The sequence below is a fragment of the Acinetobacter sp. YH01008 genome (assembly GCF_013420435.1).
GTDB lineage: Bacteria > Pseudomonadota > Gammaproteobacteria > Pseudomonadales > Moraxellaceae > Acinetobacter > Acinetobacter pseudolwoffii.
The window spans coordinates 30,903-45,512 of record NZ_VOYD01000004.1 but is presented as its reverse complement, the minus strand read 5'-3'; the positions used below and the strand labels follow the sequence as shown (position 1 = coordinate 45,512).

Annotated in this window: 11 protein-coding genes and 5 tRNA genes; 12 read left to right on the top strand and 4 right to left on the bottom strand. The window is 43.3% G+C overall.

Annotated elements, in window-relative coordinates:
• Positions 1–34 precede the first annotated feature (34 nt).
• The gene (locus tag FTT75_RS04290; RefSeq protein ID WP_180185942.1) at positions 35–1,315 is read right to left on the bottom strand and encodes a diguanylate cyclase; all 1,281 of its coding nucleotides are present in this window, start codon (positions 1,313–1,315) and stop codon (positions 35–37) included.
• A gap of 151 nt (positions 1,316–1,466) precedes the next feature.
• Here FTT75_RS04290 and pyrC point away from each other — a divergent pair, with 151 nt between their 5' ends.
• The 12 genes from pyrC to FTT75_RS04230 all read left to right on the top strand — a co-directional run bounded on the left by pyrC (position 1,467) and on the right by FTT75_RS04230 (position 11,104).
• Positions 1,467–2,501 (top strand): dihydroorotase, encoded by a 1,035-nt coding sequence (gene pyrC / locus FTT75_RS04285; protein WP_034608601.1) that lies wholly within the window; start codon positions 1,467–1,469, stop codon positions 2,499–2,501.
• A complete protein-coding gene (gene rnt, locus FTT75_RS04280) occupies positions 2,486–3,145 on the top strand; it encodes a ribonuclease T (protein ID WP_034608604.1) in 660 nt (219 codons plus the stop codon). Before pyrC ends, rnt begins: the two co-directional genes overlap by 16 nt.
• A gap of 20 nt (positions 3,146–3,165) precedes the next feature.
• A tRNA-Glu gene (locus tag FTT75_RS04275) sits at positions 3,166–3,241 on the top strand.
• Between the two features lie 163 nt (positions 3,242–3,404).
• Positions 3,405–5,933 (top strand): TonB-dependent siderophore receptor, encoded by a 2,529-nt coding sequence (locus FTT75_RS04270; RefSeq protein WP_180076049.1) that lies wholly within the window; start codon positions 3,405–3,407, stop codon positions 5,931–5,933.
• Between the two features lie 80 nt (positions 5,934–6,013).
• Positions 6,014–6,163, top strand: a complete 150-nt coding sequence (locus FTT75_RS04265) for a hypothetical protein (protein ID WP_167381251.1) — start codon at positions 6,014–6,016, stop codon at positions 6,161–6,163.
• A 209-nt stretch (positions 6,164–6,372) separates the two neighbouring features.
• Positions 6,373–6,448, top strand: a tRNA-Glu gene (locus FTT75_RS04260).
• Between the two features lie 112 nt (positions 6,449–6,560).
• Entirely contained in the window at positions 6,561–7,973 is a 1,413-nt protein-coding gene (locus FTT75_RS04255) for an amino acid permease (protein WP_005096383.1), read from the top strand.
• 81 nt (positions 7,974–8,054) lie between these two features.
• On the top strand, positions 8,055–8,960 hold the full coding sequence (locus FTT75_RS04250) for an alpha/beta hydrolase (protein ID WP_100328775.1): 906 nt from the start codon (positions 8,055–8,057) through the stop codon (positions 8,958–8,960).
• Between the two features lie 131 nt (positions 8,961–9,091).
• Positions 9,092–9,167: transfer RNA gene (locus tag FTT75_RS04245), tRNA-Glu, on the top strand.
• A gap of 24 nt (positions 9,168–9,191) precedes the next feature.
• A tRNA-Glu gene (locus FTT75_RS04240) sits at positions 9,192–9,267 on the top strand.
• Positions 9,268–9,313: 46 nt separating this feature from the next.
• A tRNA-Glu gene (locus tag FTT75_RS04235) sits at positions 9,314–9,389 on the top strand.
• Between the two features lie 293 nt (positions 9,390–9,682).
• Positions 9,683–11,104 carry an iron-containing redox enzyme family protein gene (locus FTT75_RS04230; protein ID WP_100328776.1) on the top strand — a complete coding sequence of 474 codons (1,422 nt, stop codon included), beginning with the start codon at positions 9,683–9,685 and terminating at the stop codon, positions 11,102–11,104.
• A gap of 64 nt (positions 11,105–11,168) precedes the next feature.
• Here the strand turns inward: FTT75_RS04230 and FTT75_RS04225 are convergent, their stop codons facing one another.
• The 3 genes from FTT75_RS04225 to FTT75_RS04215 form a co-directional block, all read right to left on the bottom strand.
• Entirely contained in the window at positions 11,169–12,413 is a 1,245-nt protein-coding gene (locus FTT75_RS04225) for an NADH:flavin oxidoreductase/NADH oxidase family protein (RefSeq protein ID WP_100328777.1), read from the bottom strand.
• Between the two features lie 129 nt (positions 12,414–12,542).
• A complete protein-coding gene (locus FTT75_RS04220; RefSeq protein WP_180185941.1) occupies positions 12,543–13,553 on the bottom strand; it encodes an ABC transporter permease in 1,011 nt (336 codons plus the stop codon).
• Positions 13,553–14,599 (bottom strand): ABC transporter permease subunit, encoded by a 1,047-nt coding sequence (locus FTT75_RS04215; RefSeq protein ID WP_005096376.1) that lies wholly within the window; start codon positions 14,597–14,599, stop codon positions 13,553–13,555. The genes FTT75_RS04220 and FTT75_RS04215 overlap by 1 nt, the downstream gene beginning before the upstream one ends.
• Positions 14,600–14,610 lie beyond the last annotated feature (11 nt).

Sequence of the window (14,610 nt, the reverse complement as noted above, 5' to 3'; positions counted from 1 at the left end):
GAGCGGTTTTTTTATGGATAGTTGTTCTTGATGTTTAAAGCATCGAGCCATTGGCGGTATCTGAGTTGACGGAACGAAGTGATTGATAATAAATCTGATTGCGCCCAAGCTGCTTGGCACGATACAATGCCTGATCTGCAATTCCCAATAATATATCTTTATCAGTATCTGTTTCACCACGATAGACGGTAATGCCTAAACTGATAGTGATATGTTTCGCAACCGAGGATTTTTCATGTGGAATTTCCAGACGGTCAATCGCCTTAAAAATATTTGAAGCCACCGCATAAGCACCATGTGCATCCGTTTCTGGCAAAAGTACAACAAATTCTTCCCCGCCATAACGCGCGACAAAGTCCATATGACGGATCGCATTCTTGATGGTTTTGGCAATAGTCGAAATGACATCATCACCTTTCTGATGCCCATAAAAATCATTGTAATTCTTAAAGAAATCTACATCGATAAACAGAATCGCCAATGCCGTTTCTTCACGGCGTGCACGTTCGAAATGGACCTCCAGCGTCTCATCAAAGGTACGTCGATTGGAAATCTTGGTCAGCTCATCATACTGACTCAAATGTAATAATTCGTTGGTATGAATACGCTGAATTTGCTCACTGATTCTGGCGCGAATGCTATAGAGAAAAATCACACGCTCACGGGCAAAAATCATATGGCTAATCACATAACCCAGCAAGCAACTCCCAATTAAAATCCGGCCAAAAACCATAGGACTAAATTCAACTGACAGACTAAACAATACAAGAATAGTAGTTGCCGCGGCGACCAGTCCGGTGACCAGCATCTGTACAGGCTTAATACCGGTCAGGATATAACCCAGAATATAAATAATGGTGACGATTGCCATCGACTGATGTTGTAACGCTGGGGTTTTAACCAACATCGTGATACAGGAAATCGACACCAGCATCCAGAATATCAGCAGCCTTGAAGCTTGCGGAAAAAAGCGCTTGATCTTGGGTAAACAGGAAAACATATAAAAGAGAATTAATGACATACCGCCATTCAGTAGCCCGAACATAGACAGCACAAAATCATGCACGAAATATTCTTTACTGATAATCCAGTAATCTGTGGGGATCATCACCACCAGAAAAATAAAATAAGCCAATACCCCACCCCAAACATATTTTTCGACATGTTTGCGGGCACGTTCCAGATTTTTTGTCCAGAATTCCTGTTCCAGATGTTGAGGGAAAACCGGGCCTACACGCTGACTTTGGCGTGTAATTAATTCTTCTATGTTTTCCTTGTCATCTTGTAATTTCGCTAAACTGTACTTGTATTCCATTGCAAGTATTTATGTAATTTTTTTAGTAATTTTAAAATAACATACTTTTTCAAATTAATTTATAGATATCCCTTATTTTGTAGCCCTTTCTCATTACCATTTTTGCTATAGATGGATTATCATTTGTTTTATTTGTTCGACTGAATTTGCCTTGAATACGATTACGATTCTCCAGCCAGATGATTGGCACGTTCACCTGCGTGATGGTTTAGCACTTCAACGTACTGTTCCCGATTTAGCCAGACAGTTTTCTCGCGCAATCTGTATGCCGAATCTGGTACCACCCGTTAAAACCGTTGAAGAGGCCAATGCCTATCGTGAACGCATCATGGCGCACGTACCTGAAGGGATAAATTTCGACCCGCGTATGGTGCTGTATTTCACAGACAACACCCCGGCAAGTGAAGTTAAAAAGATCAAAGAATCTGCGCATGTCAATGCCATCAAGCTCTATCCTGCGGGTGCAACCACCAATTCTGATAGTGGTGTCAGCGACATGAGCAAAGTGTATGGCGTAATTGAGCAGCTTGAAGAGCATCAGGTACCTTTATTGCTGCACGGTGAAGTGACACATAATCATGTCGATATTTTTGACCGTGAAAAGCGCTTCCTGGACGAAGTCCTCGCACCCTTGCTCAGACAGTTCCCTAAGCTGAAACTGGTGTTAGAACACATTACTACCAGCGAAGCAGCAAACTTTGTGCTTGAGCAAGACCGTAATGTCGCTGCAACCATTACGCCGCAACATTTATTGTTCAACCGCAATGACATGCTGGTGGGTGGCATCAAGCCGCATTTCTACTGCTTGCCAATATTAAAACGTCAAACCCATCAGCAAACCTTGCTGGAAGTGGCGACTAGTGGCAATCCTAAATTTTTCCTAGGCACGGACAGCGCACCACATTCAAAAAATGCAAAAGAAAATGCGTGTGGCTGTGCAGGGTGTTATAGTGCGCCGACTGCCATTGAGCTGTATGCTCAGGCATTTGATCAAGTGGGTAAAATTGAACGTCTGGAAGGTTTTGCCAGCCACTTTGGTGCAGACTTCTATGGCCTGCCACGTAATACCAGTACCATTACACTGGTTAAAGAAGATCAAGTAATCCCTGAAAGTTTAGACTATTTGGATGGTGAACAGATTATTCCGCTCTATGCGGGTAAAACCATTCAATGGAGAAAAGTGTGACAAATGAAACCCTCCCAATCATTGGTCAACGTTTTCGTGGATTCTTACCTGTAGTTGTCGATGTCGAGACGGCAGGTTTTAATGCACAGACTGATGCATTGCTGGAAATTGCGGCCATTCCGATTGTTTATAATGAGGATGGCCAATTTGTGCCGGGCCAAGCTTACCATGCACATATCAATCCTTTTGAAGGGGCCAACCTCGATCGCAGGTCACTGGAATTCATCGGCATTGATCCGTCAAATCCGATGCGGATTGCCATGGCTGAAGATGAAAAAACCGCATTAAAGCGTATTTTCAAATCGGTCAATGACGTGCGCCGTCAGCAAAACTGTACCCATGCGGTTTTGGTGGGTCACAATGCACATTTCGATTTAGGTTTTGTTCAGGCAGCAATTGCCCGTACCGGCACCAAAAACCAGAACCCGTTCCATAGTTTTTCTGTGTTTGACACGGTGACCTTGAGTGCGGTGATGTTTGGTCAAACCGTACTGGCGAAATCCTGTATTCAGGCCGGGATCGATTTTGATGGAAAAGAAGCTCACTCTGCGTTATATGACACACAGAAGACGGCTGAACTGTTTTGCTATATTTTAAACAAACTCGCGCCTCACCTGCTTGACACTCTGGTGGCGGATCAATAAGATACCGCCATCTTCTAAACGTCCCTATCGTCTAGAGGCCTAGGACATCGCCCTTTCACGGCGGTAACCGGGGTTCGAATCCCCGTAGGGACGCCATCTATTTTCCTCTCTTTTCATATTTTTATTTTTCAGCGACTTAAGCTGCTTAAATCTTACACATTTAAAGCCCAATTAATGCAAATAATTCTCATTACTATTGATTGTAGCAATCAAGTTAATGATAATCGCTTTCATTATCTTTCAAAGATTTAACCTTCTCATGCGTTTTGCCTACTCTTCACTTTCACTTGCTATATTGGCAGCTTTATCAACCTCTAGTTTCGCAGAAGAATCCAGTTATCAAGAATCTGTCCCCAATAAGGCAACGCTTAAGTTCAACACGATTATTGTCGAAGCTCAGCAAGGAAATGAAGTTGGGAAAACGATTTATAGCAAAGAAGATTTAGCAAAAACGCCGAATAGCTCAAAGAATATAACTGATTTTTTAAAGGTGAATCCGAATGTGCAGTTTAGCCAATCACAGTTAGCAGCAGGCTCACAAGGTGAACTTAAACCCTCTGAAATTTCTATCAATGGTGCTCAAACCTTCCAAAATAATTTTATTGTGAATGGCGTATCCAATAACCTATTAATTAACCCTGCTGATGGTCCAAGTAACTACAATACATTTAGCACTGGCTCTCAAGCGATGGCTGTCAATACAGACTTACTGTGTGATTTGGAAGTACTCGACAGCAATGTTTCTGCTGAATATGGTCAGTTTACCGGTGGCGTGGTCAATGCAAAGACCTGTGCACCACAAACTGAAATCGGAAAGATTCATGGTACTGTCACATATGATTACACAGAAAGTGACTGGGCTCGCTTTAATGCTGTTAGCCCATTAGAAGAAGAGCTCTTTGAAGAGCCGACTGAAGCCTATCAAAAGGAATATACCAAACAAGGTTTAAGTGCCAATATTTATGGCAAGCTTTCAGAGCAATGGGGGTTTAATAGTTATGCATCAAAACGTAAATCTATTATTCCTGTAATGAGTGGTTTTGATGACCCGAAAAAAATTGATCAAGAACGCAGTAATACCAACATTGGTTCAACCTTCTTCTATAACCCAAGCGAGACAGTGAAAGCTAAATTTGGATTTGATTATGCTTTACTTGACAGCTTGAATTATGCTGAAAGCCGTCGCAACTCAGCCAGTACGCTTGACACAGAAACGACAACAGTGTTTTCAGAGTTAGAACACCACATAGGATCTGTAATATTAACGCATAAACTCAACTTCCAAAGTGCTGATAATGTCCGAAACTCAGAAAACAACTATGGTTTTATTTGGCATTATGCTGAAGGCAGTAAAGATTGGACCGACTCAAAAACCGTATCTGAAGGTACGCTTTTTGGTCAGCTAGAACAAAATCAAACTGCGCTCAACTACGACTTAAAAGCAGCCTTTGATCCATTCAAAATTGGTATGACTCAGCATAAGATTACAGCGGGTACAGGATACACTCATGCAGAAGTGGATTGGAAACGTGCCTCTGATGTATATATGTCAAATGTTTCAGCTGTCAATATGAAAAATTTAGCTAACAATACCTGTTTAGCTGATGATGCTTTATGCGATGCGACACCCACGATTCAAGGTTGGACAGGACAATATGTCGCTGCAGGTTCATTGTATAAAGCTGGACAATTCTCTGCTCAACAAGACCGCTTCAATGCTTTCCTTGAAGACAACATTCAATGGAACGATCAATTATCGACCCGAGTAGGTGTCCGTGCCGACTACGACTCTTTAAGCGGTAATTTCAATATTGCTCCACGTAGTTCCGTGTCTTATAAGCCCTTTGCGAATGACAAACTGCAATTTTTAGCAGGCTGGAATCGTTACTATGGTCAGCAAACATTAGGCACCGAACTCAACGATGGTATTGGTGAGTTGATGTATAAATTCTCACGTGAGAATCCGCAGGCGGACTGGGTCACATCTGCAACGAACTCAGCAAATGCCACACGTCGCTCTGACCTAGACACACCATTTAGTGATGAAACTGTTTTGGGTATCAACACCCAATTACATTCTTGGGATTTAGGTCTTAAGTGGGTGAATCGCAAATACCAAGATGAAATTTCACGTACCCACACCGATATCCCAAAAGATGGTTTCAACTTCTCTTATGAATATAGCAATGATGGTCATGGTGAAGCCGACATCTACACACTCACATTAAAAAATCGTGAAGCTTTGAAATTCGCTAGTACACAGCATTTCATTGCTTTTGGTTTTGACTATAGCGATGTATTCCGCAGTTATACCGATTATACCGACAAATTCATAACCGCAGATCAAGATGAACTCGTGTCCTATAACGGTAAAATTATGCATTGGTCAGAGCGTCCTGCACAAAACTTCAACCAACCATGGACTGCCCGTGTAAATTGGGATATTGCTTTCGATCACGCACCAGTAAAACTCTCAAACTTCTTTAGCTATAAAGACAGTTACGACGATATGATCACAGTGACCAGTAAAGATGACAAAGTAGAATATGAAGGTAATCTTCTTGATACTTATATTGCTTCTGAAATTAAACCTAAATTTATCTGGGATATGCGTACAACTTATGATTGGAAACTTTCAAAAGATTTACATGCAATCTTTGGTTTAACTATTAACAATGTAACTAACCGCACCAACACGTATACCACCAAATCAACAATCGCAAGCAAACCAAGAGTTATGACTGAAATCGGCCGCCAGTTTATCGCCGATGTCACTTTCAAATTCTAAGTTTTATAGAGAGCACTCCGGTGCTCTTTTTAATTTGCTTAGGCTATAATTAATGCAATTTCGTACTTTGTCTATGTGCCATGTTAAAAAAGATCTTACTGGTTTTACTGATTTTAGCTCCTTCACTGCTTTATCTTTATATCGTGAACCGTGAAGAGAAAGTAGAAACACCTGTCGAGCAGACTGCTCCTGCGCATAACTCGACAGAATACCAAACACCCGATCATTAAAATCTGGCTGTTTTAAACTCCTGCCAGCCGCGGGAGTTTCATTTTCCGCCTAAATGACGAGCAAATAAGCCCAATCATTCGACTTATTTAAGCCCTCAATAAAATTAATGCATTACTCCTGTTTAATGTTTGAACTTTTAGCGCTTTTTTATATAAAAGCCTTTTGACAAAAACCAATTGAGTCCTTAATATACGCATCACCTCGCAACGTCCCTATCGTCTAGAGGCCTAGGACATCGCCCTTTCACGGCGGTAACCGGGGTTCGAATCCCCGTAGGGACGCCATCTATTGATCGCATACGATCAAGCCTTATTCAAAATTATTATTAATACATTGCAGATTTGTAGTTTTTCACTACAATAACTCGCTTCATTCTTCTGATTTTTTTCAACTCCTATGCACTCATCTCCGAATGATGCTACGCATCAGGGCAATTCTGCGCCTTTAAAACGCGCTATGAGTACTCGACATCTGGTCATGATTTCGCTTGGTGGCGCAATCGGAACAGGCCTATTTTTAGGGTCGGGTGAAGTCATTGCACAAACGGGGCCTGTAGGTGCCATTATTGCTTATCTCCTGGGCGGCATTATCGCTTACATGGTTATGCTCTGTCTGGGCGAACTTGCTGTTCATATGCCAGAATCTGGTTCATTTGGTGCTTATGCCAAACGTTATATTGGACCGGGTACAGGCTATACCATCACTTGGTTATACTGGCTGACCTGGTCTGTCACTCTGGGAACCGAATTTACTGCAGCCGCCTTGCTGATGCAGGAATGGTTCCCGGATATTTCCATGTGGTTATGGACCATTATTTTTGGTGTCTTTGTATTTAGCTTAAATATGATTTCGACCAAATGGTTTGCCGAATCCGAATTCTGGTTGGCACTGGTGAAAGTAGTCACTGTTGTTGCCTTTATTGTTTTGGGCTTACTGGCCATCTTTGGTGTTTTGGGCTATCAGGGCTACGAAGCTGCGCCTCTATTTACCAACCTGACGGCCCAGGGCTGGTTCCCTGAAGGTCTATTCCCGATTTTTGCGACCATGCTGATCGTGAACTTTGCCTTTTCGGGTACAGAGCTGATTGGTGTTGCGGCGGGTGAAACTGAAGATCCTGCGAAAAATGTCCCTAAAGCCATTAATACTGCAATTTTCCGCTTATTAATTTTCTTTGTGGGGACGATTATCGTGGTGACGGCCTTACTCCCGCATCAGGAAGCTGGCTTGGCAGCTGAAGGTGTCAGTAGCAGTCCATTCGTAACAGTATTCCAGCACATCGGTATTCCTTATGCTGAAGACATCATCCGCTTTGTGATTATCACTGCGTTACTTTCTGCTGCCAACTCGGGCTTATTTGCCGCTTCTCGTATGATGTGGTCATTGTCCTACAGCAAACAGTTACCTGCCGTATTCTCAAGACTCAATGCTCGCGGTGTACCGTATATTGCAGTCATGGTGACCATGCTCGGTGCATTGCCAGGCCTGCTGTCTGAACAGTTTGCGCCAGAAACCATCTTTACCAACCTACTGGGCATTGCGGCGTTTACCATGGTGGTGGTCTGGATGAGTATTTGTTTAAGTCAGTTCAACTTCCGCCGGCAGTGGTATAAACAGGGTCGCACGGTCAAAGAACTGGGCTTTGCAGCACCATTGTTTCCGATTGTGCCGATTTTAGGCTTCGTGTTCTGTTTTATTACCTGTGTCAGTATGGTCTTTGATCCATCAATGCGCATCAGCTTCTTTGGCTGTCTGCTGTTTATTGCAGCCTGCTATGCCAGTTATTATACGTTCTACCATAACAAGTCTTAAGCATCAGCTTTAAAAGAGCGACTTCGGTCGCTCTTTTTTGTCTATACTGATTGTATATTGAGCAGCTTCAATGGTGCGTCGATGAAAATTGTATTTATTCACGGCATGAACAAGCAACAGTATACGGCGCCTTCATTACGCCAACATTGGCTGCATCTTCTCAAAAGAGGCCTCAGAAATAACCCGCAACAGCAAGCCCGTTTTAGCTATTTAAAACGGCATATCCGTATCCCTTTTTATGGTGATTTACTCTCTCGACATCATTTGCATAATCTACTCAATGCCAGCACCTTAATGCCGCAGCAATGGCCGCATTTCCCTTTTCTACATCCGGCACAGCGGCAAGCCGTACCACCAACCAATCAATGCAGATATCAAGTTTGTGATGTGCCCCAGTTAAATCCAGATAAGACACTCAACTTTGATCAAAAGCTGAATTTTATTACAGCATTAAGCAAAGATATTGCCTTGCGGGATTTTGCGGTACTCATTAATTATTTCCCCAGTTTACACGCCAGTTTTTTGCATAAGTTCCTGCTGGAAACCTATCTTTATTTGGCCAATCCGACTTTTATGCAGGAAGTTCATCGGCGCATTCATCATCAACTGCATAGCAGCAAACCACAGATTCTGGTGGCACATTCGCTGGGCAGCGTGATCGCCTATAATTATTTGCTTCAACATCCAGAACTGAATATCCAGCGTTTTATTACCCTCGGATCACCACTGGCATTTCGTGTCATTCAGGCGCATCTTCCGCAACCAATGATAAGACCTGCTGCAATTTCAGGCGATTGGATAAATTTCTATTCACATGATGATTTTCTCACAGCATTCCCCCTCTCAGAAAGCCCTTTTAATTTTCAGCCAGCCATTATCAATCAGGAAATTCGCACGTTTGTGCAACGCCCACACGATATTGCGGGTTATTTACAGCACCCACAGGTATTAACCGCGATGCTGGAATTGCTCAAAAATCCGGCTTAATTCAGGTAATTTTCCAGTATACCCATCAGATTGTTTTAAAATTACGCACTCAATCCAGAAAATCAATTTTTTTATAGAAATGCGTTTGACACCCCCCTGTTTTCACCCTATTATACGCCCACCTCTGAAACGTCCCTATCGTCTAGAGGCCTAGGACATCGCCCTTTCACGGCGGTAACCGGGGTTCGAATCCCCGTAGGGACGCCAATTTTCAGAAGTACATTTTATTAAGTCCCTATCGTCTAGAGGCCTAGGACATCGCCCTTTCACGGCGGTAACCGGGGTTCGAATCCCCGTAGGGACGCCATTACTTCCAGCTAAAAGTAAGGGTTTTAAAATTGATCTTCTGTACTGTCCCTATCGTCTAGAGGCCTAGGACATCGCCCTTTCACGGCGGTAACCGGGGTTCGAATCCCCGTAGGGACGCCATATTCGAGATGGCAACATCTCAACAAAAAAGCCCGGGCATTGCGACTTGGGCTTTTTTGCATTCTGAATATTTAAATATAATTTTTTACCACTCATTAAAATATGCTCTTCGTTACATAGGCTGCCATGTAATTCATATTTTACAATTTGCATTCTTTTAACATTTCTATTCATATAAATATCCGTTCATTTTCATTTAAAGCAATACACCAATAAATTAGAACAAAAATTCAACATCTAGACGTCAAGTCGCACGTTAAGGTAACTGAAGAGATATCTGCAAGGATCAGATTATGTTCGTCAGCACAGAGTTAAGTTTGCCTTTATCGCCAAATAATAATCATAATTATCAATTTAAAAGCTTTAAGGATTGGGTCGACTTTTTTCAAGATACTGAAATCTCGACGAATACCAAAACCGAACAAGCTGAATCTTATTTGAGTGATCTGATTAAAAAACTGAATATAGAAGCACTTGAATGGCTGGATCAACCGGCACAAGTTGAACAGCATCTTTTAGAACAACATCATCAAATTTGTGCCAAGTTTCAGGCTTATCTGGGACGGCGTAAACAGCATCAGGCCCGGGAGTATTTCCCAACGGTTTCACATGCTTTCGAATTTCTATCCAAGGTTGCACCGGTTAAACTGGTCGATGGTTCCTGGTTATATTCCACCGTACATAACTGCAATCAACCCAAGCTGAAAGATTTGATCTATATCTATCTGGAAGAACTGGGTCTGGGACATCCACGTGCCAATCATGTCACCATGTATCAGCACCTGTTAAGTCACTATGAGCTGAACAGTTATGCCGAACAACTGGATGCCAGTTATTATGAGCAGGCCGCGGTACAGTTAGCACTGGCTTATGCGCCGGCCAAATACTTGCCTCTGGTGATTGGTTTTAATCTCGGCTATGAACAGTTGCCGCTGCATCTACTCATTACCAATTACGAATTGGCTGAACTCGGGATTGATCCCCATTATTTCAATGTGCATATTACGATTGATAATGCCCACAATGGCCATGCACAAAAATCCCTGCAAGCCTTTATCCAGCATTATGAGAATGCGGAAGATCCAGAGACCTATCTTGATTTGATCAAGCAAGGCTATCTGCTCAATGACATCGGTAAAAGTTCTTCCCAGATTGTAAGAGAGCTGGATATTGAGCGCATGGCCTTAAAAGTATTCCAGAACAAGGCACTGATTGGCCAATATATTCATAATCAAAAATGTCAGTTTAGTGGCAAAACCATCAATGACTGGTTATCTGATTCGGCACAAATTTTCAAGTTCCTGAACGTGCTGATTGAGAAAGGCTGGATTATTAAAGATGCTCCTGTTGAACAGAGCCGTTTCTGGAAAATGATTGATCATCCTGAAGGTAAAATGTTTGGTGTGTTTAATGCAACTGAAAAACAGATCATTAAAGACTGGATTCAGGGGGCAACTTTAGCAACTCGGCTGTCTTCACGTAGCGCAGCGCCGTCTCAGGCGAAAGTTGAACCTGCTTTAAGCCGTATGGATCAACAGCGTTTAAATCAGTTAAAAAATCGCTTTATGCGCTGTGAAGGTGCGGAACAGAAAATTGACTTGCTGATTCCCTATACTTCACCGCATATGCATCATACTGAAGTGGGTTTATGGGCAACCCGTCAACTGGGACAGTTATTATTTCCTTTCCAGACCCAGGCGATGCATTATTCTTAACTATGTGATGAATAAAAAACCGGGCATTCTAATTGCCCGGTTTTTTTATGCTTAGATGATAAATTTAAGCCGATTTACGTGAATTCAACTGCCCTTTAATTACGGCTTTAACATTGCCTTTGAGGTAGTTCAAAAAGACTTTTAACGGTGACAGTTTTGGATTCGGCTGTTTGCCTTTGGCAATTTCCTTAAACTGCGCGGCATACCAGATAATTTCCATAATCGCCATTTTGTCAACCAGCGGAATACCGGTTTTAATTTTCTCAACCGCATAACGTACATCTTGCCCTGCAATCAAACGATCACCCAGATCCGGCTCTACCGCAAAAGGTCGGGCGATGCCAACAAAATCACACGCACCACTGTCGAGTGCAGCATTCATGCCGTCGACGGTTCTAAAGCCACCGGTCACCATGATATTGCAATTGACTTCCTGACGGATCTTTTCGGCAAAATCGAGGAAATAGGCTTCACGGGCAATGGTTGAAGCTTTGCGTTTGTCTTCTTTTACACCAGCCATGGCAGGCGCTTCATAACTACCGCCGGATACTTCAATGATATCAATCCCGGCTGCATCCATCGCCTTAAAGACATAGATCACATCTTCTTCACTCATACCACCGCGCTGAAAGTCAGCGGAATTCAGTTTGACTGAAATAATGAAATTTTCTGAGCTTGCAGCACGGACAGCCTGATAGGTTTCCAGCAGAAAACGGGTACGGTTTTCAATACTGCCACCCCATTGATCCTGACGCTTATTGGTCAGCGGTGACAGAAACTGGCTAATCAGATAACCATGTGCCCCATGCAACTGGACGCCTTCAAAACCGGCCTTTTCACAAATTTGCGCTGAAGTGGCAAAACGCTGGATAATCTCCAGAATTTCAGTTTCAGTCAGCGCACGTGGTGTGCCGAAGCTGACGGCCAATGCCGGACTAAAAGGTACGGCCGACGGCGCAACTGTTTCTTTATTTAAGCCTTTGGGACACTGACGACCCGGATGTGATAACTGCACCAACTGTACCATACCCTGCTGCTTGCCCACTTCCGCCCAGACTTTAAGCTGCTCCAGATCACGCTCGGTTTCTACCACCACCACGCCCGGCTCATTTTTGGCACGAAAGTCCACCATGACATTGCCAGTAATGGCACAGCCCAGTCCACCTTTGGCCCAGGCTTCATACAACTTGAAATGTGCCTGATTGGGCTGGCCGGCATCATTGGCCAGCGCCTCACTCATAGCGCCTTTAATAATACGGTTTTTGAAATTGGTATGACGAATTTGAATGGAATCGGCCAATTGGGTCATGATCTGTCCTGATATTACTTTTATTTTGTATTCGTTTATAACGCAAGTCAGGATAATTGACAATTCAACTTGTCAAATTTACACAATTTTCATCTGCTTATTTTTACGATGATTAAAAAGTTTCGTGATTTATTGTCTTGGATCAAAAGCATCACGCACTGCTTCGCCAATATACATCAGCAAACTCAGCACAATGGCCAGACTAAAGAAAGCTGATAAAGCCAGCCACGGCGCATTTAAATTATTTTTGGCTTGCAGCAACAGCTCTCCTAAAGAGGCTGTTTCCGGTGGTAGCCCATAGCCTAAAAAATCCAGAGCCGTCAGTGCGGTAATATTGGCAGTCAGCATAAAGGGAAGTTGTGACAGACTTGAACCGATGACATTCGGCAATATATGCCTGAACATGATTCGCCCATCTCCTGCACCCATACTTCGTGCCGCCCAGACGTATTCCAGATTGCGTGCACGCAGAAATTCAGCCCGTACCATGCTCACCAGAGTGGTCCAGCCAAACAACAGCATGATCAGAAATAGCCAGTAAATATTGGGACTAAACAGACTGACCAGCACCATGACCATAAACAGCATCGGCAAACTGCTCCAGACTTCAAGCAGGCGTTGCCCGATCAGGTCGATCCAGCCGCCATAATAGCCCTGCACAGCCCCCAGCAAAACTCCAATCGCCGCCGACAATAAAGTCAGTGCAAAACCAAATAAGAGTGAAACCCTCAAGCCATACAGAATCCGCGCCAGCACATCACGACCCTGATCATCTGTTCCGAGCCAGTTTTGTGTACTTGGTGGCGAAGGCACCGGAACAGCCAGTTCCAGATTCGGGCTTTGATATGAAAATGGAATGATTGGCCAGATCGCCCAGCCTTTTTCTGCAATTAACTGTTGAACGGCAGGATCTTTATACTCGGCTTCGGTTTCAAATACACCGCCAAACGCCGTTTCCGGATAAGATTTTAAGATAGGCAAATACACTGCATGATCATATTTCACCAGCAAGGGCTTATCATTGGCAATCAGTTCTGCGCCCAAGGACATGATAAAAATAAGGCCAAACATAATAAAACAGCCAAATCCCAGCTTGTGCTGCTTAAAGCGTTGCCAGCCTAATTGCATCAAGGACGACATTAGGAGGATCCCCGACGTGAACTGAAATGAATCCGTGGGTCGATCAGTTGATACAGCAAATCGCTTAATAATCGCAATATCAGACCAAGCAAAGTAAAGATAAACAGAGTACCGAAAATCACCGGATAGTCGCGCTGGATGATCGCCTCAAAACCCAAAACACCTAAACCATCGAGATTAAATATAATCTCAATAAACAGGTTGCCGACGAAAAACACCCCAATTAATACTTCTGGCAAACCTGCGATCAACACTAACATCGCATTTCGAAACACATGCCGATATAGCACTGCATTTTCATTTAGACCTTTGGCCCGCGCAGCCAGAACATATTGCTTACTCAGCTCTTCCACAAAAGAAAATTTCACCAGATAAGTCAAACTGGCAAATCCACCCAGCACCATGGCCAACAATGGCAATGCCATATGCCAGAAATAATCCTGAATTTTCCCGAAAAATGAGAGTTCGGCAAAATTTTCAGAGCTGAGTCCCTGTAAGGGAAACCATTGCAGAAAAGATCCACCGGCAAAAAATACAATCAGTAAAATCGCAAAAATAAAGGCTGGAATGGCATAGCCCACCGCCAGCATTAAAGAGGTGATCTGATCAAAAACACTGCCATGTTTTCTGGCTTTGCCGATGCCTAAAGGGATAGACACCAGATAGATGATTAAGGTACTCCACAGACCTAAAGACAGCGATACCGGTAGTTTTTCCCAGATCAGATCAGTCACAGCCTTGTCTTTAAAAAAACTAGTGCCCAGATCAAACTGGGCATAGCGCCTTAACATGTCCCAAAAGCGGATATGGGCAGGCTGATCAAAACCATATTGAATATTGATCTGCTCGATCATCTCAGGGGTGAGGCCTTGCTGCCCCTGATACTGTAATCCGGTATGTGTCAAGCCATTGACCTGTTGTGCCTGATAAATCGCTTGTTCCACCGGCCCACCCGGTGCCAGCTGGATCACCATAAAGTTAATCAGCAAAATGATCAGCAAGGTTGGAATCATCAGCAACAGACGCTTGAGTATATAAGTGCTCATGGCACTCCCTG